This window comes from Fundidesulfovibrio magnetotacticus (genome assembly GCF_013019105.1).
In the GTDB taxonomy this organism is placed as follows: Bacteria; Desulfobacterota; Desulfovibrionia; order Desulfovibrionales; family Desulfovibrionaceae; genus Fundidesulfovibrio; species Fundidesulfovibrio magnetotacticus.
This window is the reverse complement of the sequence record NZ_BLTE01000009.1, coordinates 165,512-189,685: the sequence shown is the minus strand read 5'-3', so window position 1 is coordinate 189,685 and position 24,174 is coordinate 165,512. Positions and strand designations below refer to the sequence as shown.

21 protein-coding genes are annotated in these 24,174 nt (G+C 69.0%); 14 read left to right on the top strand and 7 right to left on the bottom strand.

Going from position 1 to position 24,174, the window contains the following annotated elements; genetic code table 11:
* Nucleotides 1-51 precede the first annotated feature (51 nt).
* The 4 genes from NNJEOMEG_RS11160 to NNJEOMEG_RS11145 all read left to right on the top strand — a co-directional run bounded on the left by NNJEOMEG_RS11160 (nucleotide 52) and on the right by NNJEOMEG_RS11145 (nucleotide 4,489).
* On the top strand, nucleotides 52-1,152 hold the full coding sequence (locus NNJEOMEG_RS11160; protein WP_173084414.1) for an ABC transporter ATP-binding protein: 1,101 nt from the start codon (nucleotides 52-54) through the stop codon (nucleotides 1,150-1,152).
* Nucleotides 1,153-1,191: 39 nt separating this feature from the next.
* Nucleotides 1,192-2,496, top strand: a complete 1,305-nt coding sequence (locus NNJEOMEG_RS11155; RefSeq protein ID WP_173084412.1) for an ABC transporter substrate-binding protein — start codon at nucleotides 1,192-1,194, stop codon at nucleotides 2,494-2,496.
* 261 nt (nucleotides 2,497-2,757) lie between these two features.
* Nucleotides 2,758-3,642 (top strand): carbohydrate ABC transporter permease, encoded by an 885-nt coding sequence (locus NNJEOMEG_RS11150; RefSeq protein ID WP_173084410.1) that lies wholly within the window; start codon nucleotides 2,758-2,760, stop codon nucleotides 3,640-3,642.
* A gap of 25 nt (nucleotides 3,643-3,667) precedes the next feature.
* A complete protein-coding gene (locus tag NNJEOMEG_RS11145) occupies nucleotides 3,668-4,489 on the top strand; it encodes a carbohydrate ABC transporter permease (RefSeq protein WP_173084408.1) in 822 nt (273 codons plus the stop codon).
* Nucleotides 4,490-4,583: 94 nt separating this feature from the next.
* On the opposite strand, the gene gnd is transcribed toward NNJEOMEG_RS11145, so the two are convergent.
* Both gnd and NNJEOMEG_RS11135 read right to left on the bottom strand, forming a co-directional pair.
* A complete protein-coding gene (gene gnd, locus NNJEOMEG_RS11140) occupies nucleotides 4,584-5,996 on the bottom strand; it encodes an NADP-dependent phosphogluconate dehydrogenase (RefSeq protein WP_173084406.1) in 1,413 nt (470 codons plus the stop codon).
* Entirely contained in the window at nucleotides 5,993-6,157 is a 165-nt protein-coding gene (locus tag NNJEOMEG_RS11135; protein WP_173084404.1) for a hypothetical protein, read from the bottom strand. The genes gnd and NNJEOMEG_RS11135 overlap by 4 nt, the downstream gene beginning before the upstream one ends.
* Before the next feature lie 294 nt (nucleotides 6,158-6,451).
* On the opposite strand from NNJEOMEG_RS11135, the gene NNJEOMEG_RS11130 reads away from it, so the two are divergent.
* The 7 genes from NNJEOMEG_RS11130 to NNJEOMEG_RS11100 all read left to right on the top strand — a co-directional run bounded on the left by NNJEOMEG_RS11130 (nucleotide 6,452) and on the right by NNJEOMEG_RS11100 (nucleotide 16,038).
* Nucleotides 6,452-8,047, top strand: coding sequence for an acetolactate synthase large subunit (locus tag NNJEOMEG_RS11130; protein ID WP_173084402.1), 1,596 nt, complete (start codon nucleotides 6,452-6,454; stop codon nucleotides 8,045-8,047).
* Between the two features lie 160 nt (nucleotides 8,048-8,207).
* Nucleotides 8,208-10,076, top strand: coding sequence for a YgiQ family radical SAM protein (locus NNJEOMEG_RS11125; protein WP_173084400.1), 1,869 nt, complete (start codon nucleotides 8,208-8,210; stop codon nucleotides 10,074-10,076).
* A gap of 151 nt (nucleotides 10,077-10,227) precedes the next feature.
* The gene (locus NNJEOMEG_RS11120) at nucleotides 10,228-11,265 is read left to right on the top strand and encodes a hypothetical protein (protein WP_173084398.1); all 1,038 of its coding nucleotides are present in this window, start codon (nucleotides 10,228-10,230) and stop codon (nucleotides 11,263-11,265) included.
* Between the two features lie 106 nt (nucleotides 11,266-11,371).
* Nucleotides 11,372-11,623, top strand: a complete 252-nt coding sequence (locus NNJEOMEG_RS11115; protein ID WP_173084396.1) for a hypothetical protein — start codon at nucleotides 11,372-11,374, stop codon at nucleotides 11,621-11,623.
* A 36-nt stretch (nucleotides 11,624-11,659) separates the two neighbouring features.
* A complete protein-coding gene (gene msrB / locus NNJEOMEG_RS11110; protein WP_173084394.1) occupies nucleotides 11,660-12,802 on the top strand; it encodes a peptide-methionine (R)-S-oxide reductase MsrB in 1,143 nt (380 codons plus the stop codon).
* Nucleotides 12,803-13,384: 582 nt separating this feature from the next.
* Complete coding sequence (locus tag NNJEOMEG_RS11105) at nucleotides 13,385-15,202, top strand: methyl-accepting chemotaxis protein (protein WP_173084392.1); 1,818 nt, start codon at nucleotides 13,385-13,387, stop codon at nucleotides 15,200-15,202.
* A gap of 464 nt (nucleotides 15,203-15,666) precedes the next feature.
* Complete coding sequence (locus tag NNJEOMEG_RS11100) at nucleotides 15,667-16,038, top strand: nuclear transport factor 2 family protein (protein WP_173084390.1); 372 nt, start codon at nucleotides 15,667-15,669, stop codon at nucleotides 16,036-16,038.
* A 354-nt stretch (nucleotides 16,039-16,392) separates the two neighbouring features.
* On the opposite strand, the gene NNJEOMEG_RS11095 is transcribed toward NNJEOMEG_RS11100, so the two are convergent.
* From NNJEOMEG_RS11095 to NNJEOMEG_RS11075, 5 genes are all read right to left on the bottom strand, one after another.
* Nucleotides 16,393-17,607 carry an aldo/keto reductase gene (locus NNJEOMEG_RS11095; RefSeq protein WP_173084388.1) on the bottom strand — a complete coding sequence of 405 codons (1,215 nt, stop codon included), beginning with the start codon at nucleotides 17,605-17,607 and terminating at the stop codon, nucleotides 16,393-16,395.
* A gap of 102 nt (nucleotides 17,608-17,709) precedes the next feature.
* Nucleotides 17,710-19,458, bottom strand: a complete 1,749-nt coding sequence (locus NNJEOMEG_RS11090; protein ID WP_173084386.1) for a 4Fe-4S binding protein — start codon at nucleotides 19,456-19,458, stop codon at nucleotides 17,710-17,712.
* 3 nt (nucleotides 19,459-19,461) lie between these two features.
* Nucleotides 19,462-20,478, bottom strand: a complete 1,017-nt coding sequence (locus NNJEOMEG_RS11085; RefSeq protein WP_173084384.1) for a DUF362 domain-containing protein — start codon at nucleotides 20,476-20,478, stop codon at nucleotides 19,462-19,464.
* A 19-nt stretch (nucleotides 20,479-20,497) separates the two neighbouring features.
* On the bottom strand, nucleotides 20,498-21,544 hold the full coding sequence (locus NNJEOMEG_RS11080; RefSeq protein ID WP_173084382.1) for a DUF6599 family protein: 1,047 nt from the start codon (nucleotides 21,542-21,544) through the stop codon (nucleotides 20,498-20,500).
* A 44-nt stretch (nucleotides 21,545-21,588) separates the two neighbouring features.
* Nucleotides 21,589-22,203 (bottom strand): hypothetical protein, encoded by a 615-nt coding sequence (locus NNJEOMEG_RS11075; protein WP_173084380.1) that lies wholly within the window; start codon nucleotides 22,201-22,203, stop codon nucleotides 21,589-21,591.
* A 567-nt stretch (nucleotides 22,204-22,770) separates the two neighbouring features.
* Here NNJEOMEG_RS11075 and NNJEOMEG_RS11070 point away from each other — a divergent pair.
* The 3 genes from NNJEOMEG_RS11070 to NNJEOMEG_RS11060 are packed head-to-tail and all read left to right on the top strand — an operon-like array spanning nucleotide 22,771 to nucleotide 24,147.
* Entirely contained in the window at nucleotides 22,771-23,187 is a 417-nt protein-coding gene (locus NNJEOMEG_RS11070) for a sigma factor-like helix-turn-helix DNA-binding protein (protein ID WP_173084378.1), read from the top strand.
* A complete protein-coding gene (locus tag NNJEOMEG_RS11065; protein ID WP_173084376.1) occupies nucleotides 23,184-23,450 on the top strand; it encodes a zf-HC2 domain-containing protein in 267 nt (88 codons plus the stop codon). The genes NNJEOMEG_RS11070 and NNJEOMEG_RS11065 overlap by 4 nt, the downstream gene beginning before the upstream one ends.
* 22 nt (nucleotides 23,451-23,472) lie before the next feature.
* Nucleotides 23,473-24,147 carry a flagellar hook assembly protein FlgD gene (locus NNJEOMEG_RS11060; RefSeq protein WP_173084375.1) on the top strand — a complete coding sequence of 225 codons (675 nt, stop codon included), beginning with the start codon at nucleotides 23,473-23,475 and terminating at the stop codon, nucleotides 24,145-24,147.
* Nucleotides 24,148-24,174 lie beyond the last annotated feature (27 nt).

Genomic DNA, 24,174 nt, shown 5'->3' with positions numbered 1-24,174 from the left:
TTACGATCCAGCCATTCTGCCCACCGGGTCCGCCAACAAAGAGATGGTGCCATGGCCAGCGTGACGCTCAAGGACATCGTCAAGACCTTCAAGACCACCACCGTGGTCGATCGCCTGAACATCGAGATACAAGACCGCGAGTTCGCGGTGCTGGTGGGGCCCTCGGGCTGCGGCAAGACCACGGCGCTGCGCATGATCGCCGGGCTCGAACAGCCCACCTCGGGGGATATCCTCATAGGCGATCGGGTGGTCAACGACGTGCCCCCCAAGGACCGCGACATCGCCATGGTCTTCCAGAACTACGCCCTCTACCCGCACATGAACGTGCGCGAGAACCTGGGCTTCGGCCTGAAGATGCGCAAGTTCCCCAAGCCGGAGATCGACCGGCGCGTGGAGGAGGCCGCGGACATCCTGGGCATCCAGGGGCTTTTGGAGCGCAAGCCCCGCGAACTTTCCGGCGGCCAGCGTCAGCGCGTGGCCGTGGGCCGGGCCATCGTGCGCAAGCCCGCCGTGTTTCTCTTCGACGAACCCCTCTCCAACCTCGACGCCAAGCTGCGCGTGGCCATGCGCGCCGAGATCAGCAGGCTCCACCAGCGCATGGACGCCACCACCATCTACGTCACCCACGACCAGGTGGAGGCCATGACCATGGCCCACCGCATCTACGTGATGAAAAGCGGCACGCTCCAGCAGCAGGGCGCGCCCATGGACATCTACCGCCATCCGGCCAACCGCTTCGTGGCCTCCTTCATCGGTTCCCCGGCCATGAACTTCGCCGAGGGCGTGGTGGAGAACCGCGACGGACGCCCGGTTCTCAACGCCGGGGCCTTCCGCGTGGACCTGCCCGAGGCCCTGCGCGAAGCCCTGGCTCCCTACGCCGGGAAACCCCTGGTCTTCGGCATCCGCCCGGAAGACTTCACCCTGGCCGAGTCCGGCCAGGCCCTGGGCGGCGATCGCATCAGCGCAACGGCCGACGTGGTGGAGCAGCTGGGTTCGGAGGTCCTGCTGCATCTGAGCGCCGGAGAGCACCGCCTGGTGGCCCGGCTGGACGTTCCCCCGACCCCCATCGTCGCGGGCAGCGGCGTCACGGTGCGCCTGGACGCCTCCAGGGCGCGCCTCTTCGACCCAGGGACCGGGCTTTCGGTAGGTTAGGAAAACGGTCCGCGTCGCGGGCCAAACAGGGAGAGTCGCATGAGAAGCAAATCGGTGTTTCTTGCGTTGGCGGCCTTGCTTGCCTTGGGCATGTCCTGGTCCGACGCCAGGGCCGAGGTGAACTGGAAGCAGTTCCAGGGCACGGAAATCCGCGTCATGATGAACAAGCACCCCTTCACCACCTACATCGAACCGAAACTGGCCGAGTTCGAACAGCTCACGGGCATCAAGGTGGTGATGGAGTCCTTCCCGGAGGACCAGTTCCGCAACAAGCGCACCATCGAGCTCAACTCCGGCGGCAAGCTGGACGGCTTCATGATCATGGCCACCCAGGACGACCTCTACTACTGGAAGGCCGGGTGGCTCCTCCCCCTGGACGACTTCGTGAAGGACCCCGCCCTCACCGACGCCAGCTGGGACCAGAAGGACTTCTTCCCGCTGTTCATGAAGGCCAACACCATCGACGGCAAGCTCTTCGGCGTGGTGTTCAATGCCGAGACCTCGCTCCTGTCCTACCGCAAGGACCTCTTCGAGCAGAACAAGATCAAGGTTCCCGCCACCATGAAGGAGTTCGAGGACGCGGCCAAGTTCTTCCACGGCAAGGAGATGGACGGCAAGAAGATGGTGGGCGTCACCCTGCGCGGCAAGGGCGCGGCGGCCACCTCCCAGTGGAGCGACTTCATGTTCACCTTCGGCGGCAACTGGATGGAGAAGGGCAAATCCTTCCTGAACTCCCCCCAGGACATCGCCGCCTTCAAATTCTATGGCGACATGCTGCGCAACTACGGCCCCGAGGGCGCCACCATGCTCCATTGGGCTGAGAGCACGCAGCTCTTCATGGAAGGCAAGGCGGCCATGATCTACGACGCCAACGTCTTCAAGTCGCTCTATGAAAACCCCAAGGATTCCAAAGTGGCCGGCAAGGTCGGCTACGCGGTGATCCCGGCCGGACCGGCGGGCAGCATCCCCCATCTCTCCAACTGGAGCCTGTGCATCAACAAGAACGCCCCGGCCAAGCAGCAGAAGGCCACATGGCTCTTCATCCAGTGGGCCACCAACAAGCAGAACGCCGTGAAGGCCCTGCTGGCGGGCGTGCCCGCCGGGCGCGCCTCCGCCTGGGATTCCCCCGAGTACAAGGCGGGCGACAAGAACCCCGACTGGACCGCCAGCGTGAAGAAGTCCTACGAAACGGGCAACCCGCAGTGGAACCCGCCCGTGCTCAACGTGCCCGAAATCCGCGACATCGTTGGACAGGTGATCGTGGACGCCATCCAGGGCAAGGACGTGAAGGCCTCGGCGGACAAGGCCGCGGAACTCATGAACAAGAAGATGGAACTGCCGTAGACCGGGCAGGAACAGGCGGAAACCCGCGTCGCCGCCCGCCTGGGGCGGCGGCGCATCCGTACGGCGACAGGCCCGGCTGCGCGCGGGCCACGTCCGGCGCGGCGGTCAGGCACACGCCCCCGGGCGTTTCAGACGGCAACCGGCCCGGTTGCGCGTTGGTCATGTACGGCGCGGGGACCAGGCACAAGAACCCCGGGCGCAGCCAGTCCGGCAGCTTCCGGCCGACTGCGCGCCGGGCCAGGAAAACCAAGGCGGCAGACCATGCGACGCATCGCCCAAGCCCTCTCCGACTTCATCGACCGGCGTCAGTCCTGGGTGTTTCCGGCCCCGGCGGTGATCGTGCTCCTGCTCATCGTGGTCTTCCCCATCGCCTTCAACCTCTACCTGGCCTTCACCAAATGGACCATCGGACTCGGGCAGCCGCGCTTCATCGGCTTGGACAACTTCGTGGACCTGCTCACCGACGAGCGCGTCCTCAACGGAACCGTGGTGATGATCGCCTTCAGCGGCCTGAGCCTCGCCCTGGAGATGGGCCTGGGCCTGATGATCGCCCTGTACTTCAACCGGGAGTTCAAGGGCAGCGAGGCCGTGCAGGCCATCTACATTTTTCCTTTCGCGGCCACGCCGGTGGCCGTGGCGCTCATCTGGCGCATCATGCTCAACCCCGAGGTGGGCGTGCTCAACTACCTGCTGCGCCTGGTGGGCCTGCCCGGCAGCCTGTGGGTTTCGAGCGAGCACACGGTGATCCTCTCGCTGGTGATGGTGGACGTGTGGAAATGGACCCCCATGATCACCCTCATCGTGCTGGCGGGGCTCAAGTCGCTGCCGCACGACCCCTACGAGGCCGCGCGCATCGACGGGGCCAACGCGCTGCAGATCTTCTGGCACATCACCCTGCCCATGATCCGCCCGGTGCTCATCGCCGCGCTCATGCTGCGCTCCCTGGACAACCTCAAGGAATTCGACATGATCTACACCATCACCCAGGGAGGCCCGGGCATCGCCTCCGAGACGCTCTACCTCTATTCCTACACGGTGGGCTTCCAGTTCTTCAAGGCGGGCTACGGCTCGGCCCTGATGGTGGTGGTGTTCCTCATCGTCCTGGTGTTCAACGTGGTCATGAACAGGCTCAGGCTGGCCAAATGACGGCCCGGACCGGGAGGGGAGCGCCATGAGCGTCGCGGTCAAGAGGATCAAGAGCGTCCTGTTCTACTCGGGCGCGGTGGCCCTGTGCGCGCCGCCGCTCTTTGTGTTCGCCTGGATGATCATGACCGGGCTCAAGACCGGCTCGCAGAACATCGCCTATCCGCCGGAATTCTTCTTCACGCCCACCCTGGAAAACTTCCGGGCCGTCTTCCAGCAGCACGATTTCTTCCATTTCCTGATGAACAGCGTGATCATCGCCACCCTGGCCACCGGGCTCTCGCTGGTGCTGGGGCTTCCGGCCGCCTATTCCATCGCCAAGTACAAGCAGGGGCGCATCGGGCTGATCATCCTCCTGGCCAGAATGACCCCCTTCGTCAGCTACCTTCTTCCGTGGTACATCATCTTCCGCTCAATGGGGCTCATCGACACCTACACGGCCCTGACCGTCACGCACCTGATCATCACCCTGCCCATGGTCACCTGGCTCATGATCTCCTTCTTCGAGAGCGTGCCCGCCGAACTGGAAGACGCGGCCATGATCGATGGCTGCACCCGTCTGCGCACCTTCCTGACCATCGTGCTGCCCCTGGTGCGCAACGGCATAGCCACCTCGGCCATCATGGCCTTCATCTTCTCCTGGAACCAGTTCCTCTTCTCGCTCATCCTCTCCGGCCCCAGGACCAAGACCGTGCCCGTGGCCGTCTACAACTTCATCTCCTACGGCAAGATCGACTGGGCGGGCATCGGCGCGGCCGCGACGCTCATCGTGCTGCCGGTGTCCGTGTTCGCCTTCTTCGTGCGCAAGTCCATCGTGCAGGGCCTGACCATGGGGGCCATGAAGGACTGACGCCCGCAATCCGGGGAGCGTCCACGACGTTCGACGCCCGGCGCGGGAGCGCGCGCTCCCGGCCGGGCGTTTCCGCGTTCTTGCGTGCGGGCGCTCACCATTGGGCGTGGAACACGCCCTCCTTGTCCAGGCGCTTGAAGGTGTGCGCGCCGAAGAGGTCGCGCTGGGCCTGGATGAGGTTGGCGGGCAGGTGTTCGGAGCGGAAGCCGTCGTAGTAGGCGAGGCTGGCGCACAGGGCCGGGGCGGGGATGCCCGAGGCGATGGCCACGCCCGCCAGCCTGCGCAGCGCGGGCAGGCGGCGGCCCACTTCGTTGGTGAACACCGGGGCCTCCAGGAGGTTTTCCAGGGCGGGGTCGGCCTTGAAGGCGGCGGTCACGTCGTCCAGGAAATCCGCGCGGATGATGCAACCGGCCCGCCAGACCTTGGCGGCCTGTCCCAGGTCCAGCCCGAAGCCGTAGACCTTGTCGGCCTCGGCCAGCAGGGCGAAACCCTGGGCGTAGGAGCAGACCTTGGCGGCGTAGAGGGCCTGCTCTGCGTCGCGCACCAGGTCCGCGACGTTCACGGCGGGGGGCTCGCAGCCGCCCTGGAGGATGCGCGAGGCGCGCACGCGCTGCTCCTTGAGGGACGAAAGACCGCGCGCCTCCACGGCGGAGGTGAGCGTGGGGATGGGTATGCCCAGCTCCAGGGCGCTCTCGGCCGTCCAGCGGCCCGTGCCCTTCTGTCCGGCCGCATCCAGGATCACGTCCACAAGGGGTTTGGAGGTCTCTTCGTCGATGCGCGAGAGGGCCTGGGCGGTGATCTCCACCAGGTAGGAGGCCAGCGGCCCCTTGTTCCACTCGCTGAAGACGCGCGCCTGGGCGGCGGCGTCCAGGCCGCCCGCGCGGCCCAGGATGTCGTAGACCTCCGCGATGAGCTGCATGTCGCCGTATTCGATGCCGTTGTGCACCATCTTCACATAGTGCCCTGCTCCGCCGTTGCCCATCCAGGCCACGCAGGGCTCGTCTCCGCCGGGCCCGGCTTTGGCGGAGATGGCCGTGAGGATGGGCTCCATGAAGGGCCAGGCCTCGGGCTCGCCGCCGGGCATGATGCTCGGCCCGTGGAGCGCGCCCTCCTCGCCGCCGGAGACGCCCACGCCCAGGTAGCGGATGCCCTTGGCGGCCAGTTCCCGGGTGCGGCGCACGGTGTCGGGGAAGTGGGAGTTGCCGCCGTCCACGAGGATGTCGCCGGGGGAGAGAAGGGGTACGAATTCGTCGATCACCTGGTCCACGGGCGAACCCGCCTTGACCATGAGGAAGATCTTGCGCGGGCTGGAGAGCATGCCCACGGCCTCGGCCGGGCTGAAGGCGGCCTTGAGCCCGGCCTTGTTCCCGGCGCGGTCCATGAACTCGCGGGTGGTGGATTCGGTGCGGTTGAAGACGGCCGCGGAAAAACCGCGGCTGGCCATGTTCAGGGCCAGGTTCTGGCCCATGACGGCCAGTCCCACCAGGGCGATGTCGCAGGTGCTCACGATGAGGGCTCCTTTGGGTTGGCGATGATGCGTTCGTGGTGTGCGCGCCGGCGCTCCAGGGTGTCGTTGTGATGGTCGCGGGCCGCCGGGTCCTGCCGGGGAGAGCCGTCGGACGGCGCGGGCCGGGTGGCCCTTGGCGTCTCGAACGGTTGGGTGACCATGCAGCCCGCCTTGCGGAGTCGTTAGACCTCTGTGGCATCAGGGTCCGATCCGGTCAAGCGTTCTTGCCGACTTCCGCGCACCGTGTGCGGGGCAGGCGGCGTCTGGAAACGGCCTGGGGCGGACGGCCAGACGCGCCGGGTCTGAACGCCGCTACGCCTTGACAGCCGTCATGACAGACGCCAAGTAGAAGACGCTGGGCATCCGGCCGTCGCCATTGCGTGCGTCGGCCCGGCCCTCCGATCTTCCCTCCATGACCACACCGGCCTGCACCGCTTGAAGCAAGGAGCGCGACGATGTCTCACGAAATCCCTGATGTCCCTGGAGATGCTGAGCACGTCGGCTGCAACGGGGCGGAATCGCTCGTCGCCACGCTCGTCGGGAGCGGCGTCGAGGTCTGCTTCGCCAATCCGGGGACTTCCGAAATGCACTTCGTCCGCGCCCTGGACCGCATCGAGGGCATGCGGCCGGTACTCTGCCTCTTCGAGGGCGTGGCCACGGGCGCGGCGGACGGCTACGCCCGCATGACGGGCAACCCGGCCTGCACGCTGCTCCACCTCGGGCCGGGCTTCACCAACGGCATGGCCAACATCCACAACGCGCGCCGCGCCCAGTCGCCCATGGTGAACATCGTGGGCGACCACGCCACCAACCACGAACGCTACGACGCCCCCCTGAACGCCGACCTGATGGGCTACGCGGAGGCCATCTCCCACTGGGTGCGCCGCTCGCGGAGCCCCCGGACCGTGGCCGCCGACGCCGCCCGCGCCGTGCAGGCCGCGCGCCAGCCGCCCGGACAGACCGCCACCCTGATCCTGCCCGCCGACACAGCCTGGCTTCCGGCGGAGCGTCCATCCCCCAGGCTGGACCCCGCTCCGCCGGGGACAGTCTCCGGGGATGCCGTGGACGCCGCCGCGCGCGCGCTGGCAAGCGGCCGCAGGACCGCCATGCTCCTGCGCGGGAACGTGCTCCACGGCCAGGGGCTCCGGCATGCGGCGCGCATCGCCGCAGCCACGGGCTGCGCGCTGTTCTGCGACACCTTCACCCCGCGCCTGCGCTCCGGTGCCGGGTCGCCCGGGGTCACGCCGCTGCCGTACCGGGGCAGGGCCATCCTGGAGCGCCTCGGGGCGTTCGAACAACTGCTGCTCGTGGGCGCGAGGCCTCCGGTCGCCTTTTTCGCCTACCCGGACCAGGAAGGCTGGCTGACCCCGCCCGGGTGCGCCCTGCTCACGCTCTCCCATCCCCACGAGGACGGCCCGGCGGCCCTGGCGGCCCTGGCCGAAGCCGTCGGCGCGCCCCGGAAGGGCTTGGCCGTACCTTTCGATCCGCCCTCCCAGCCGCCGCAGGGGCCGCTCACGGCCGAGGGTGTCCTGCGCGTCGTGGCGGCGCTCCTGCCGGAGGAGGCCATCGTGACCGACGAGGGCATCACCTCCACGCTGCCGCACGTGCCGCTTCTCGCCAGGTCCGCGCCGCACGACTATCTTCCGGTCACGGGCGGCTCCATCGGGAACATCCTGCCCCTGGGCACGGGCGCTGCCATCGCCGCGCCGGATCGCAAGGTGGTCTGTCTGGAGGGCGACGGCAGCGCCATGTACACCCTCCAGGCCCTCTGGACCCAGGCCCGGGAACGGCTCGACGTGGTCACGGTGCTCTACGCCAACAGGTCCTACGCGGTGCTCAACCAGGAATTGGAGCTCGTCCAGGCCGCGTCGGGCGGGGAACGGGCGCGGTCCCTCCTGGACCTGGGCAACCCGGATCTCGACTGGGTCCGGCTGTCCGAGGGCATGGGCGTCCAGGCGGTGCGCGCGCGCACCGTCCGGGAGTTCGCCGATGCCTTCGCGCGGGCGATGAACACCCGTGGTCCGAGCCTCATCGAGGCCGTCATCGTGTAGGGCCTTAGGGGCGGACCCCCCGCCGGTCTCCGGCGGGCCGACTCAGTCGTAACGGTAGCGGGCGAGTTCCGTGGGCATGCGCGCCATTAGCGGGGGATGAGCGCGCCTCGCCCGGCGATTCGCCCTGGACGCGGCGGCCTTCCGTGACCATACTCCCCCCATGCCGCGCACGCCCATTCCCCAGCCGCAGTTTTTGCCCATGTCCCGCGCCGAGATGGACCGCCTCGGATGGGACGCCCTCGACGTGCTCCTGGTCACGGGCGACGCCTACGTGGACCATCCCTCCTTCGGGGCGGCGCTTCTCGGGCGCTGGCTCACGGCCCACGGCTTCCGCACGGGCATCGCGGCCCAGCCCCGCTGGGACGACCCGGACGCCGTGGCGGCCATGGGCCGTCCGCGCCTCTTCGCGGGGGTCACGGCCGGGGCGCTGGATTCCATGCTCGCCCACTACACCGCTTTCCGCCGCAAGCGCTCCGAGGACGCCTACACCCCGGGGGGCAAGGCCGGGGCGCGGCCCAACAGGGCCTCCATCGTCTACGCCAACCTCGTTCGCCGGGCCTGTCCCGGGCTCCCCGTGGTGCTGGGCGGCATCGAGGCCTCCCTGCGCCGCGTGAGCCACTACGACTTCTGGTCCGACTCCCTGCGCCGCTCCATCGTCCTGGACGCCAAGGCCGACGCCGTGCTCTACGGCATGGCCGAACATTCCCTGCTGGCCTTGGCCGAGGCCCTGGAGCAGGGCGAGGACATCGCCGCCGCGCTCTGGGACATCCCCGGCGCGGCCTTCGCCGTGCCCGGCTCCGCATCCCTGGAGGACGCCCTCGAACTGCCCTCCCACGAGTCCATCGAGGCCGAGCCTGCCCAGTTGGTGAAGGCCACGCTCCTCCTGGAGCGCCACGTGCACCAGAACCGGCGCGCGGCCTGCCAGCGAAGCGGCGAGCGCATGGTGGTGCTCACCGCGCCGGGCGAGGGCCTGGAGGCCGAGGCCCTGGACGCCCTGTACACCCTGCCGTTCACCCGCCGGGCGCACCCCTCCTACGACAAGCCCGTCCCGGCGGAGGCCATGATGGCCGGGAGCCTGAACATCCACCGGGGCTGCGCGGGGGGGTGTTCGTTCTGCACCCTGGCCCTGCACCAGGGGCGGCGCATCCGCTCCAGGAGCGCGCGCTCCGTGCTGGAGGAGGCCCGCGCCCTGGCCGGGACCAGAGGATTCAACGGCAGCGTGAGCGACGTGGGCGGCCCCAGCGCCAACATGTGGGGCGCGGCCTGCACGGGCGACATGGCCTCCTGCGCGCGCTCAAGCTGCCTGACCCCCAGGCTCTGCCGTCATTTCAGCGCCCGGCAGAGGGATTTCGTGTCGCTGCTGCGCAGCGTCTCCGCCGTGCCGGGGGTGCGCCACGTGCGCGTGGCCAGCGGCTGGCGCATGGACCTGGGGTTGGCCGACCCCGAGGCCCTGGGGGCCATGGTGCGCGAGTTCACCGGTGGCCAGGCCAAGGTGGCCCCGGAGCACCGCGCGGGCCACGTGCTCAGGCTCATGCGCAAACCCGCCTTCGAGACCTTCGAGCGCTTCCTGAAGCTCTTCGAGCGCGAGTCCGCGCGAGCGGGCAAGGAGCAGTACGTGGTGCCCTACCTCATGAGCGCCTTCCCCGGCTGCACCGTGCGCGACATGCAGGAACTTGCCGCCTGGCTGGGCGGGCGCGGCTGGAGGCCCGATCAGGTGCAGTGTTTCATCCCCCTGCCGGGCACTGCGGCGGCGGCCATGTACTACGCGGGGGTGGATCTGGAGGGCAGGCCCATCCCCGTTGCCCGCGGCGACGCCGAGCGCCGCGCCCAGCACGACATCCTGGCCGGGCAGGGCGGGGCGGAACACGCAGCGCGCCGGGAGGCCATCCGCAAGCCCGCCGGAGCGGCCAGGGCCGGCGGCCCAAGGGGCGACTCCCCATCGCGCCCCGGCGGCAGGTCTCCGGGACAGACGGGACGCGGGGCCGGTCGCAACTCCGGTCGCAACTCCGGGCGCGGCCGCAAGGGCTGAACGCTCCGTCGCGCCCCGGCGGCGTGGATGATCTCCACTTTGCGCAAGCCTTTTGAGCCGCTGGCGATTGCGCGATGGGGCGATTCCCGCTAGGCCGTGCTGTCGCCGCGCGCGCGGGCGTAGGGCGGCAACGTCGCGCTGGAGGTTTCGCATGTCCCGGGAGCCCGAATCGATCAAGTCGGCAGCCGTGCCGGGGAATACCGACGCCGAGGCGGTGCTTTGCGGCGCGGCGGCGGCCGTGGTGTTGGCGTCCGCCGCCTGGGACGCCCTTACGGGCGGGGAGCTCGCCGCCTCGCGCTACGGAACGGCCGCCCTGGCCATGCTCCTGCTGGCCTACGGCCACGCGAGCGCCCTCATGCTGGAACACGCCGCCGGGCAGGACGGCCTGCGGCGCTTCTATCTGGCGTGGGCCGTGCGCGTCTTCCCGCTCCATGCGCTGGCCCTGGCCGCATGGGCCGTGCTGGAGGGCCGGATGCCCGACGGCTGGGCCTGGGCGGGGCTGCGCTCCCCGTTCTGGATCGTTGAGGCCCTCGTCCCCTGCGTGGCGCTGGCCCCGGCGTTCCAGGCGTTGCGCCGCCGCTTCGGGCAGGAGGGCTTCGCCGGGGGGCTCCTGATGGGGACGGCCCTTGTCAATGCCGTGGCCTGGCAACTGCCCGAGACCTGGAGGACCGTCGCCTTTTCCGACCTCTTCGCCTTCCGGGGCGTTGTGCTGGGACAACTGGCCGTGTTCGCGGCCGGGATGCTCCTGCCGGAGCTGGCCCGGCGCATGGCGAGTACGGGCGCGACGGCGCGGGGCATCACCCCGGCGCGGCGGGTGCAGGCCCTGGCGGCCTATGTGGTGATCCTCTTCCTTCTGGGCGAACGCAAGGGCGGCTTCTCCGATGTGCTGGGCGCGGCGGGGATCTTCCTCTTCTCCATGGCCTTCGCCGCCGCGCTGCTGGCCGGGCGAGCGGGCTTTCCAGCGCCCCGCGCCCTGGCGGCCCTGGGCCGGGGGGCGCTGGCCCTCTGCCTCTTCGTGCCGCTCGCGTTCCAGGCTCTCCCGGCGCTGGGAGTGGTCCCAGGTTCCTCGCAAAGCGCGCTCGCGGCAGCCGTGGCGCTGCTGGTCTGCCTCTCCCTGTGCCTGCCGGCCGGGCGAGGGCTGGAGCGCCTGGCCCGGGCGACGGGCATGCCCGGCAACGTCCCTGGATAGGAACGGCAACTTTCGCGTTGCCTTTCCGTGCTGAAGTGGTAGGGGTGTTAAAGATTCGCGTCCCGACGCCATCCTTCCAAGCCACCGCAACACCAGGAGAACGCGCATGCGCCCCACGAATTCCCTTCCGGTCCTGAGCGACGAATCGGGTGAGGTTGTCGGTTCCATCGCGGCCCGGCCCGGGCTGGTCACCGATCTGGGCGTCATCTCCCGCGTGGACGTGGGGGGCCTGGTGGCCGTGGACGGGGCAGGCGTCACGGCGCTTTTGCGCGGTGCGATGCCCTGGGTTTTCGAGGCGGAGGCTCGCCGCTGGGGGTTCGTGAACCAGGAGGCCTTGACAACCGCCATGGCGGTCTGATTTCCCGCTTCAGCCGTATCGAAAGCGAGGGAACCCATGAACCTGTTCAAACGATCGTCGTGTTGGCTGGTCACTCTGGTGGCCGCCGGCTGCATCTGGCCTCTGGGCGGCGGAGGGGCCGAGGTCCCGTCGGACAAGAGCCTGGCGGCAGCGCCGGGAGAGGAGGTGGCCACCTTCGCGGGAGGCTGCTTCTGGTGCGTGGAGTCCGACTTCGAGAAGATCCCGGGCGTCACGCGCGTGCTCTCGGGCTATTCGGGCGGCCCTGAGGAGAACCCCACCTACAAGCAGGTCTCCTCCGGGAGCACCGGGCACCTGGAAGCGGTGCAGGTCTATTTCGACCCCTCCAAGGTGCGCTACGAGGAGCTTCTGGAGCACTTCTGGCGGCACGTGGACCCCACCGACGCCGGAGGCCAGTTCGTGGACCGGGGCATGCAGTACCGCTCCGCCGTCTTCACACGGGGCGATGCCCAGCACAAGGCCGCCCTGGCCTCCCGCGACCGCCTTGCGGCCTCGGGGGTGTTCGGGCAGCGCTCCATCGTCACGGAGATCAGGCCCTTCGAGGCCTTCTATCCCGCCGAGGACTACCACCAGGACTACTCTCGCAACAACCCGGCTCGCTACTCCCAGTATCGCGCGGGGTCAGGGCGCGACCAGTTCCTGGGCAGGACCTGGGCCGGGCGTCCCGCCGCGTGCCCCGTGCCGCAGGCCGCGCAGCCCGGCGCGAAGCCCGCTCCATGGACCGCCTTCGTGAAGCCCTCGGACGAGGAGCTCAAGCGCACCCTTTCGCCCCTGCAGTACAAGGTGACGCAACACGAGGGCACCGAGCCTCCCTTCAACAACGAATACAACGCCAACAAGCGCCCCGGCCTCTATGTGGACGTGGTCTCGGGCGAGCCGCTCTTCGCCTCGGCGCACAAGTACGACTCCGGCACCGGCTGGCCCAGCTTCTGGCAGCCGCTGACCCCGGACGCCGTGACGCTCAAAGAGGACCGTTCGCTCTTCGCCACCCGCGTGGAGGTGCGCTCGAAGCTGGCCGACTCCCACCTGGGCCACGTCTTCGACGACGGGCCCCAGCCCACTGGCAAGCGCTACTGCATGAACTCGGCGGCCCTGCGCTTCGTGCCCGTGGAGGAACTGGCGAGCCAGGGCTACGGGGAGTATCTGAAGCTGTTCCCCTAGCGTCGCGTCCTCACGGTCGATCCGTACCCGGGCGGCGGCGGGCTCTCCAGTTCAAGGCCGCGTGAAGGGTGCCCGCCGGAAGCGGCAGGGGGCATCATCCGCCGGGCGGCCTCCAGTCCCGGGGTGCTTCCGGCCTCGCCCGGCGCGACCGCCGCTGCCCGCCAGGCCGGGCCTCCGTGCGCGGATGGCTGTCACGAGCGCGCGACGATCCTTGCCGCGACAGGCGCGGCGGTTCCGTGTCGACCAGCGAACTCCGCTCCGCATCTGCGTTCCCGCGCCCGAGGCTCACGTCTCGCGGCGCGGGAAATTCGTTTCGGGCGGCGCGAGCCCGCGTGTCCAGCGGCGTCTGCGTGACCTTGTGAAGGGCGCGTGACGTATGTGACAATTGTGGAGAATTCTTCCTTGGAAAGACATATTTTTTGTGACTTTTTCGCTTTTCCCTACCTTTCAGGGAGAGGATTTCCTTGTTATCAGACAACTCTCAACGAGGCCTGCGGTATATCCCCTTGAATATCCGTACTTTTTCACTGGTAGCCATCAGGCCATCTCATCAAGTGGGGTGATCGTATGAAATGGTCTGACATGCGTATCGGGCAAAAGATTCGTGCAGGGTTCTATACCGTAACCGCAATTTTCGTCCTGGTCCTCCTCGCGGTGTCACTGAAGGCCGGCGGCGTCGAGGAACATGCCGTCGAAACCATCCAGCAATATGACCTCTCGGTGAGCCTGCTTCAGCGGGAGATCGACCATCTCAAATGGGCCCAGGCCCTGGGCCAGTTCGTGGACGACGAGGCCGCCACCGAACTTTCCGTATCCTCCGATTCCACCAAATGCGCCTTCGGCCGCTGGTTCTACAGCGAGGAGCGCCGCAAGCTCGAAGATCTCAATCCTGCCCTCAAGCCGATGCTTGCCGCCGTGGAAGCGCCCCACAAGGCCCTGCACGAGACGGCCGTCACCATTCAGTCCCTCAAAAAGGATGGCAAGCGCCTGGAGGCCAAGAAGGAGTTCAGCGGCCACACGCTCAAGGAACTGGCCCAGGTGCAGAGCCTGCTCCAGAACCTGCGCGAGAACGTGAAATCCAGCATCGACCAGGACCGCAAGGGCCTCATGGACGACCTCGCTGCCATGAAGATCATGGTGTACGTCTCCAGCGCCGTGTCCGTGGTGCTGGCGGTGGTGCTCAGCATGCTCATCGCCCGGGCCATCGCTCAGCCTGTCCGGCTCCTGGCCCGTTGCTCCACCAGCATCGCCCAAGGCGACCTCTCCGCCCACTGCCGCCTGGACCGCAAGGACGAACTGGGCGAACTCTCCGAGTCCATGGCCACCATGGTGGAGAACCTCCGCGAGAAGATCGCCGAGGCGGAGCGCAAGTCCGCCGAGGCCGACCACAGCGCCGGTGAGGCCAAGGCTTCCCTGGCCCAGGCAGAGGTCAAGGAGGCCCAGATCCAGAAGATGCTGGACCTCATCCACGGCATCGCCAGCGAATCCATGGAGCTCTCCGACAGCCTCACGGACTATTCCTCCCGTCTGGCCGCCCAGGTGGACCAAGTGAAGCAGGGCACCGAGACCCAGAAACGCCGTCTCTCCGAGGCCGCCTCGGCCATGGATCAGATGAACGCCACCGTGCTCGACGTGGCCCGCAACGCCTCCGAAGCCGCCCAGAGCGCGGCGAAGACCCAGGTGAAGGCCAAGCAGGGCGCTCAGATCGTCATCGAAAGCGTCCGGTCCATCGACACCGTGAACACCATCACCAGCCAGCTGCGCGGCAACATGGGCGAGCTGGGCGGCCAGGCACAGTCCATCGGACAGGTGATGAACGTGATCTCCGACATCGCGGACCAGACCAACCTCCTGGCGCTCAACGCCGCCATCGAGGCCGCGCGCGCGGGCGAGGCGGGCCGTGGCTTCGCGGTGGTGGCCGACGAGGTGCGCAAGCTGGCCGAAAAGACCATGGGCGCGACCCAGGAGGTGGGCCAGAAGATCTCCGCCATCCAGGAGTCCGTGGCGCAGAGCGTGCGCGACGTGGAAGAGGCCGCCAAGGCCGTGGCGCGTTCCAACGAACTGGCCGACGCCTCGGGCGGTTCGCTCAAGGAGATCGTGGACCTTGCGGACGTGAACACCCGCAACGTCCAGAGCATCGCCGCCGCCGCCGAGGAGCAGTCTGCGGCCTCCGACCACATCAATTCGAGCATCGCCGAGGTCAACGGCGTGGCCCACGAGACCGAATCGGGCATGGAGGAGACCGTGGACATCGTCCACCGCCTGGGCGGCATGGCCGAGCAGCTCAACGGCCTGATCGCGCAGATGCGCCAGGACGGCGGCAACGGCAACGGCCACAAGGCCAGGGCTCCCCTTGCGGCGGGCGGGGCGGCGGTCCCGGCGCGGCGGGCCTTGGCGTAGCCGCGCAACGGGCAGCCCGCCCGGACCCGAGTCGCGCGGCGGGGGGACGAAGGGCGGGCGGCGCGGACGCCGTGCGATTCCGCAGGGCCGGGCGGCTCTCACAAACCCCGCTTCGGGGGTTGTCATCAGGCTGAGGCGGCTTTGCCGCCCGGCCCCTGCCCTTTGGTTCGGCAAACGGTGAGCAGATTTGCGGCAGGGAAGGATTTCCCCATGCGGCGTGGCCCGTGGTGCGCGGAGCTTACGGAAAGACGGCGCGTCTTGCATGGAAGCGCATCCGGTTGTTTGAGCGCTCCTGGCCTCCGACCGCGTCCGGCCGCCTCATGCTCCTGATTGCCTCCCCGCGACGGCCAACCGGCCGCACCGTCGCGCTTTGCGCTGGACCGGAACAGTCTTTCGGGTGCACAAGGGTGGCGAAGGCCCGCCGTCCTTTGGCGGGGCCAATCCCCGCAGCCCGGAGGACCGGCATGCTCGACAAGAACACCGTGCGCCAGTTCGCGCAGAGCCTCGTGGACGCCTGGAACCGCCACGACCTGGCCGCCATCATGTCCCACTACGCCGAGGACGTGGTGTTCACCAACCCCCTGATCCTCCTGCTGGTGGGCAAGCCCGACGGCGTGCTGCGGGGCAGGGAGACCATCCGCCCTTACTGGGCCGACGTGCTGCGCAACATCCCCCACCTGCACTTCAAGGTCCACGACGTCTACCCGGGTGTGAACGGCTTCGCCGTGCACTACCAGGGCATTTTCGAGCGCGAAACCATCGAGGTGTTCACGCTCGACGACAAAGGCAAGATCGCCAGCTCCACCATGTTCCTGGAAAACCTGAACATGCCCTGACGCGGGAGGGGGCGGGCGAGCCGCCCGCCGTTTCCCGGCGAGGAGCGGGGCAGGCGCGCGGCGGGAGCGGGCTTTCGCGCGTCCATGCGCAGGGCGGCCCGGGGCATCGGCACGTCGCACGCCGTGTCCGCGCCCGATACGCGCGGTCTCGTCTGCATTGGCGCAGGGCGTGAGGCTGCTGCAACAGTCGGCTTCGCGGCAATTTCAGCAGCCCTGCGCGGAGCGCAGCCTGGAGCAGAACGGCTTTGCCGCCCGCAAGCGGTTCCCGCAAACCCCGTTTCGGGGGTTGTCATCAAGCAGAGGCCCCGCGTCCGGCAGGACGCGGGGCCTCGCGCTTTCCGGCGGGAGAAGGCCCTAGGCCAGCAGGCTGCTGGCCTCGCGCATGAGCTGGGCGATGGCCAGGCCCTGGGGGCAGGCCCGTTCGGCCGTGGAGTAGTCAACGTCCAGCAGGCGCGCCCGGGTCTCCTCGGGAAGGGAGGCGAACACCTCGCGTGCCAGGTCGCGGTCGCCGTAGTCGCGGTAGTACATCAGGCAGCGCATCACGTCGTTCACGGGCACCAGGCCGTCCACGGCCCCCTGGCAGATGGCGCCGCAGCCCGCGCAGTAGTTGTCCTTGGTGGCGTGGGCGAGCTTGGTGAAGACGTCCACGTCCTCGCGGGCCAGGGACGCGCGGTCGCGCGCGCAGGCCACGTTGGCAGAAAGGATGGTCAGACTGGGCATCTGGGAGCAGATGGAGGCGATGAGCGGCTCCTCCCACACGGCCTTGAGCCGGGCCTGCTTGTCGGTGAAGCCCTTTTCCAGGAAGCGACCGGCCAGTTTGAGTTCGGCCTCGGAGTCGGTCTTCACCGGGCCGCCGCCCTGGGTCTTCATGGCCACCAGGCCGATGCCCGCCTTGGCGCAGGAGTCCATGGCCTCGCGCATCTTGGGCGTGTGCATGAGCCGGTAGTTGTAGGTGATCATGGCGGCGTCGATCCAGTCCAGCTTGGCCGCGCCCAGCAGGCAGTCCTCCATGTTGGTGTGCGTGCTGAAGCCGAAATACTTCATCTTTCCGGCGGCTTTCATGGCCTTCGCCCAGTCCTTGAAGGGCGTCATGTCGTCAATCGAGGAAATGGCGTGGACGAAAAAGAGGTCCAGGTAGTCGGTCTGGAGGCGCTTGAGGCCGGCCTCCAGGCGGGCGGTGTTGTCCTGGCCGCTGCCTTTGTGGGAGAACTTGGAGACCAGAAAGATGTCCTTGCGCGCGCCGGGGTTGCGGCTGAAGTAGCGGCCCATGCCCTCCTCGGAGAGTCCGCCGCCGTAGCCCTCGGCGGTGTCCCAGTAGGTGACGCCCCAGGCGTGGGCCTGCTTGAGCAGGAGCTGGTTGTTCACGGTGTCGAACATGCCGCCCAGGCCCAGCACGGGCACTTCCACCCCGGTCTTGCCCAGCTTGCGCCGGGGCATGGTCCCTGCCTGCGGCGCGGCGCTCTGGGCAGAGACTCCGGCGGGCATGAGCCCGGCGGCCAGACCGGCTGCTCCGGCGGTCTTCAGGAAGTTGCGTCTGGAAAGGCCGGTGTCGTGATTCTTTTCGTCCATGGCGCGTTCCTCCTCGCCTGAGGCGCGGGCGTGCGGTGTTTCCGCCCGCGTTCGTCGGTTATTCCATGCTCCATCCTGGGAAGGAATGCAAAGGCAAAGGTCTTACACGGTCATCTTTCCCGCGCGCGAGCGCGACTCGTTCTCGCTGGTGACGCGGATGGCCCGTAGGCCCGAGACAGGGCAGTCGTGCTCGCACATGCCGCAGCCGATGCAGCGCGAGGGGTCCACATGGGGGCGTTGCAGGCGCACCACGATCTCCACGCGCTCGCCCGGGGCCAGCTCCTGCCACGCTCCCGGGCCCCGGCCGGGCTTCTCAAGCGTGAGCCTGCCGCCGGATTGGCCCAGGATGCGTCGGGGCTGTGCTTCGGGGCGCGCGGCCGGGCGCACGGCGTGATCGCCTCCGGCCAGGTTGAGCCCCTGGGGCGGTGCGGCGGACAGGTCCAGGACATCGCCCGCCAGGCGCGCCGCAGGAAGGCGGCCGTCGCGCACCGGCTCGAAGACGACGCGCGTGTGGATGGCCTTGGGGCTTACGGGGCAGACCTCCTGGCAGACGATGCAGGGGCGGTCCATGGCCCAGGGCAGGCAGCGGGTGCGGTCCACGAAAGCCGTGCCCAGACGCACGGGGCCTTTGTCCGCGAAGTCGCCGGTCCCGTGCTTTTCGTCCAGGGTCAGGGGGCGCACGGCGGCGGTGGGGCAGGCGTTGCCGCAGGCGATGCAGTTGGGCTGGCAGCCGCTGCGGCCCATGCGGAAGTTCAGGGCGGGGGTCCACAGGCCCTGTACGCCCGCTTGGAGCAGGGCGGGCTGCACGATGTTGGAGGGGCACACCCGCATGCACTGGCCGCAGCGGATGCAGCGGGCCAGGAAGCGCTCCTCATCCAGGGCGCCGGGCGGGCGCAGCAGCGAGGCGTCGCGCGCGGGACCGGCCAGCGCGCCCACGCCCCACAGGGGCGCGGCCACGGCCCCGGCGGCGGCCGCTGTGAGCACGCCCCGGCGGGAGATGGCGGGCAGGTGGCGCTCGCCCGAGGCCGAGGGTTCGGGCGCGAAGCCCATGCGCCCGCTGGGGCAGGCCTCCAGGCAGTTGAGGCAGAGCACGCACTCGCCGTGCACGATCTCGCCAGAGGGGCCGCACGCGCCCTCGCAACGCTCCTCGCAGAGGCGGCAGTCGCCGCATTTTCCGGCCTCGCGCTTGGCGATGCGCCAGGGCGTGAAGCGGGAAAGGAGGGCGAAGAGCGCCCCCAGGGGGCAGAGGAAGCGGCAGAAGAAGCGCGGCCTGAGCAGATTGAGGCCGAGGATGGCCAGGAGCACGCCTCCCAGGAGCCAGGCCGAATCGTAGAGCCGGGGCTCGTCGGAGAGCGCCAGGGTGCGGGCGTCGGCCAGGGGGAGCACGGCCAGGTTCATGGAGCGGTGGAGCAGGGGGAGCGGGTCCAGAAGCCCCGCCTGCACGCTGCCCAGGGCCGCGCAGGCCAGGAAGAAGACCAGCGCGACGTGCTTGAAGCCCTGAAGCCGGTGGCGGGCGTTGGCGGCCACGCGCTCCTGCCGGGTGCGTCCCTGGCCTCCGGCCCATCCGGTGATCTGGTTGAGCGTGCCCATGGGGCAGACGAAGCCGCAGAAGAAGCGCCCCAGGAACGCCGTGAGCACCACCGTGGCCACGGCCCAGTAGAGCCCCGGCGCGAGGCGTCCCGTGGAGAGGATCGTGGTCAGGGCCGTGAGCGGGTCCGCGGCCAGGAACCAGTCGATGGGCCAGCCGCGCAGCTGCCACCACTGCGCGCCAACGGTGGCGGCCACGCAGAACCAGAGGAACAAGGCCAGGAAGAAACCCTGGCAGATGCGGCGCACGATCACCATGCGCATGGCCTAGGCCCCCGAGTCCAGGCGCACGGGATCGAGCGACCGGTAGTCGGCCGTGCCCGCTCCCGCAGCCTGGGCCATGCGGATGTAGGGCACGTCGTCCAGGGTGCGCCCCAGAAGTTCCACGCCGAAGGCGTCGGCGGCCACGGGGTCGGTGCTGACCACGAGCGTGCCCGTGGCCTTGAGATCCGAGAGGGAGCCGCCCGTGGGGCCGTTGGCCATCATGGAGACCACCCCGTCCAGCACCGAGAGCGTGGGGCGCACCAGCAGGGCCAGTTCCGCGATGATGCCGTTGATGTCCTGGTGGAAGACGTTGCGCCGCCCGCCCAGCAGCCCGTAGGCGTTCTTGAGGAGCATGGAGGCCCCGGCGCGGGCGTGGTCTTTCACGGGGGCCAGGGCGATGACCTTGTTCACGCCGGTGAAGGCCCCGGCCAGCACGGGCCAGTCCCGGATGAGCCGTCCCCCGGGCAGGGTGGCCGGGGCGAAGAGCCGGGCGCGCGGAATCACCAGGGTCGCGCCCTGCTGCCTGGCCGCGCCCGCGAGGCCGGTGATCTCGAAGCAGCTCTCCGGGTTGTTGATGGGATTGTCGGTGACCGCCAAGCGGGAGGCTCCGGCCCCCTTGCAGGCCCGTATCACGGCGGCCAGCAGTTCGGGATGGGTGGTGGCACCCAGGGTCGCCGGGGAGGCAAAGGCCGCGTTCACCTTCACGAGCACGGAGTCTCCCGGACGGACGAAGGCTTCCATGCCGCCCAGGGCGCGCACCCCGGCCTCGAACATGGCCGCCCGGTCGGTTCCGCGCACCACGGCCATGCGGGGCGCGCCGGAGGCCGGGTCCTTGCGGGAGAAGTCGCCCAGGCCGGGAAGGGCTGTCACCTCGGGCTGGGCCGGCGGGCCGTGGGGATCGTACAGGGCCAGACCCAGGCCGCAGGCCCCGGCGGCAAGGGCCGAGGCCCTGGCCGCGCGGCGCAGGAAATCGCGGCGCTTCAGGCCCCGTCCCAGGGGGATGTCGTCGGATTCCTTCATGGATGCTCCCGCACGGTGTTCACGGGGTCTTTCCCTCGGGGCCCGGGCCGTGTGAGCCCGGCCCGGTGAGGGCGCGGTCCAGCAGGGCGGCCAGCTCCAGGGCCGGGGCGGACCCGGTGGCGTCGTGCACGCCCGCCAGGACGCGCCCGCGCGCCATCACCACCTGGACCATGGAGTCGAAAGCCATCACCCGGGCGTCTCCCAGCCCGGGGGGCGTGGCGGCCGGGGCGAACCCGGCGGCCTGGAGAAATGCAAGATAGGCCTGGGCCTGGGCCCGGGCCTCCTCGGGCGTGGCGCGCACGGCCAGGAAAGCCGAGGCCTCGCCAGAGGGCAGGGCGTACTCGGCGGTGTAGACGTTTTGCAGACCCTCCATGCCCAGCGCGTCGGAGACGGCCAGGCGGACGGTCCCGGCGCGCAGGCCCTCGTCGGGGAAGAGGGCCGCTTCGGAGGCCCCGGCGGGCTCCGCTGCGGGCAAAGCAGCCAGCAGCGTCTGAGCCATGGCCTCCAAGGCCGGGCGCAGCTCCGGGGAGTCGCTCTCGGCCACCAACTCCACGTAGTGGTTGCCCGAGGCGAAAAAGAGGGCGTTGGGCGTGGCGTAGGCGTTCTCGGCCAGGGAGAGGGCGTCCGCGCCGGGCCTGCGCTGGCCGCTGAACACGGCGAAGGCGTCCTTGGGGCTCTCCATGGCGTAGACGAAGGCCTCCACCCGGGAGCGCGCGGAGTCCCCGGCCTCGAAGGCCCGGCAGGCCATCTCCGAGAAGCCGGAGGCGAGATACAGTTCGGCCTTGCCGTCGATGCGGTCCGAGAGGGTCTGGGCGTCGTAGCCCTCCAAGGGCGAGAGGGCGGCGAAGCCGGGGAGGTCCTCCAGGTAGCGGGCCGTGGCTGCGGCGGTCTGGGCGTTCCGGGCCGACTGCCCCGGCTTGAAGGGATGCTCCAGCGCCGCGACCACGGCCGGATTGAACCTGGCCTGGCGCACCCCCACCCACGCGGCGAAGAGCGCCAGGGCCGCAAGGATGGCCAGCCCGGCGCGGGTGCGGGCCGGGTTGGACCGGGCGCGGGTGCGGGCCACGGCTCACACCGTCCGGGAGGAAGAACTGCCGGGGCCGGCGTGGATCACGGAGCGGCCTTCTGGCCTTTCTGGAGGTCGTAGCCGGGCTTCACGGCCAACTCGCCCACCAGCACGGCCTCGGGGGTTTTGCCCACCAGGAGTTCGCCCCCCTTGACGATGAAGCGCAACTCGCCGCCCACGCGCATGCCGTCGGCCTGGGCCTTTTCCAGCTGGCCCTTTGTCTGGCCGTAGGAGCCCTCGGCCTTGGAGCCGTGGAAGCGCTTGCGCCAGGCGATCCACTGGGCGGGGGTCATGGCGCTCTGGTCGGTGAAAACGAAGTAGGCCACGCCGTCCGGGCAGTCGGCCTCCAGCCAGAGGCTGTACTCGGCCGGGGCCTCGGGGGCGGCGGGGCGGGCGATGCGTTCCTTCTCGCTCTTCTCGATGAGCCAGGCCGTGGGGCATTTGAGCGACTGGGCGAACTCGCGCACCGAAGCGAAGAGGTAGGCCGGCTGCATCTCGTCGGCCAGGAACGCGCCGGTGAGGAAGGCCTCGGGCGGGGTGAAGGGCGTGAGGTCCTGGGCGTCGCGCTGGGCCTTGGCCTGGGGGCTCTGGGCCAGGGCGGGCAGGGCGAGGAAGGCCAGGAGCGCCAGGGGAGCGAGGAGACGAAGCGCCGGGGGCATGCGGTCCTCCGAGGGCTGACGTTTGACGACCCTGAAGTTTTCCTATGCGAGCGCCCGACCCCCGGCAAGGAAAAACCGCTTCGCGGCACGAATCATTTCCCCGTGAATTTCTCCCGGAACGTCAAGCGGTTCGACCCTTTGATGGGGGGCTGGGCCGGCTGCGCCCGGCGCATTCGCGCCCGGTCGCGCGGCGTTGGGTACGGCCGCCCTGGGAGAGGCCGGGGTGGAGGGAAAAAGTCCAGTCCTGGCCCGGCCTTCGACACTTCCTCGAAAAACTTTACCCCCCTCGTGGATGTTTGCGCTTTCAGCTTCGTATCTCCTGGCGAGGGACAATGAACGCATTGTCGGTCAATCACCTCGTTCGGAGCACGCAGGATTCGAGAACATTGGGGGATAGCCATGCGAAACACCGTGGACAGGCAAGGCATCGAACTACTGGAAACAGTATTCATGGTTAAAGGATCGTCTGCGAATGATTCGTGGACCATGGTGAACAAGGTCATCAGAATGTGTCTTGCGCGGAACGTCAAGGGCTATACGGCAATAGACGAGGAGCGTGTCAGGAAGATGATGGTTGAGAGGCTGCGCAAGGAGGTCTCGAAGCCGACTTTCTACGACGGCATGGAACGCTCCTCCGTGCAGACATGCATCGTGGTGCTCACCCGCGAGGTGACCATGAACTACGTGCGCAACGCACACTACTGGCGCTCCACGGTTGCCGATCTGTTTCTGGCCATGAACGTGGACATCTCAGGAGCGGAGGACCACCTGCGCTGCCTGGACGAGCGCCTGACCCCCTCCCAGAAGTGCGTGTTGCGCCTGCTCTACGGCGAGGGCTGCACCCTGGCCCAGGCCGCCGGAATGCTGGGCGTCTCCCAGGACGAGGTGCGCACGCTCCAGTGGCAGGCCATGGAGGCGTTCCACGCCGAATGGCTCTCCCTGCGCCTGGCCATGGACGCCCGCCGGACCGGAGCCGCGTCGTGAACTGCCCCGGACCCGGCGTCATGGCCGCCTGCCTGGACGGAGCGCTCACTCCCGCCGAGGGGGCGCGCCTGGGCCTGCACCTGAGGGCCTGCGCCAGGTGCCGCAAGGCCCTGGAGGAGCTGGCGTTCCTCCTTGCCCTGGAACCCCTGGACCCCGGCCGCGCCAGCCTGCGCGCCGCAAAAGCGCTGATTCCGCAGGCCGGGGCCACGCCGCCCCGCTTCCCCGACGGACAGCGCCTGCCGTCCCCGGCCCTTCTCCACTGATCGAACCATCGGGAGCTAGACCATGTACGTCGACACCACCTCGTACCTGAACAGCATCAAGACATCCTCCACGTCGTCCACCGCCTCCTCATCCATGGGCAAGGACGACTTCCTGGCCATCCTCGTGGCCCAGCTGGAGAACCAGGACCCCTTCAACTCCACCGACCCCGCCGAGATGATCGGCCAGCTCACCCAGTTCTCCATCCTGGAACAGATGACCAACATGAACGAGACCCTCACCTCCACCCTGGCGGCCGTGAACGTCCAGACGGCCACCGGGGCGGTCTCCTACATCGGCAAGACCGTAATGGCCCAGGGCTCCACGCTTTCGGTGGAAGACGGCACGGCCTCCTCGGCCACCTACACCCTGGATTCCGACGCCACCGGGCTCAAAGCCTACATCTACGACGAGGACGGCTCCGTGGTGCGCACCGTGACCATCGGGGACCAGACCTCCGGCGACCACGACTTCCAGTGGGACGGCAAGGACGACGACGGCGAGACAGTGGACGACGGCACCTACACCCTGGCCATCGCCGGGACCGACGCCGACGGCAACGACGTGGTGGCCTCCACCGTGATCTCCGGGCTGGTGAGCGGCGTTTCCGTTTCCAGCGGCACGGTGATGCTCTCCCTCAAGGACGGCCGCGAAGTGGCCCTGGCCAACGTGACCAGCGTCGTGGACACCGACGCCTGAACCGCACCCCCGAAACAGGAGAAACGC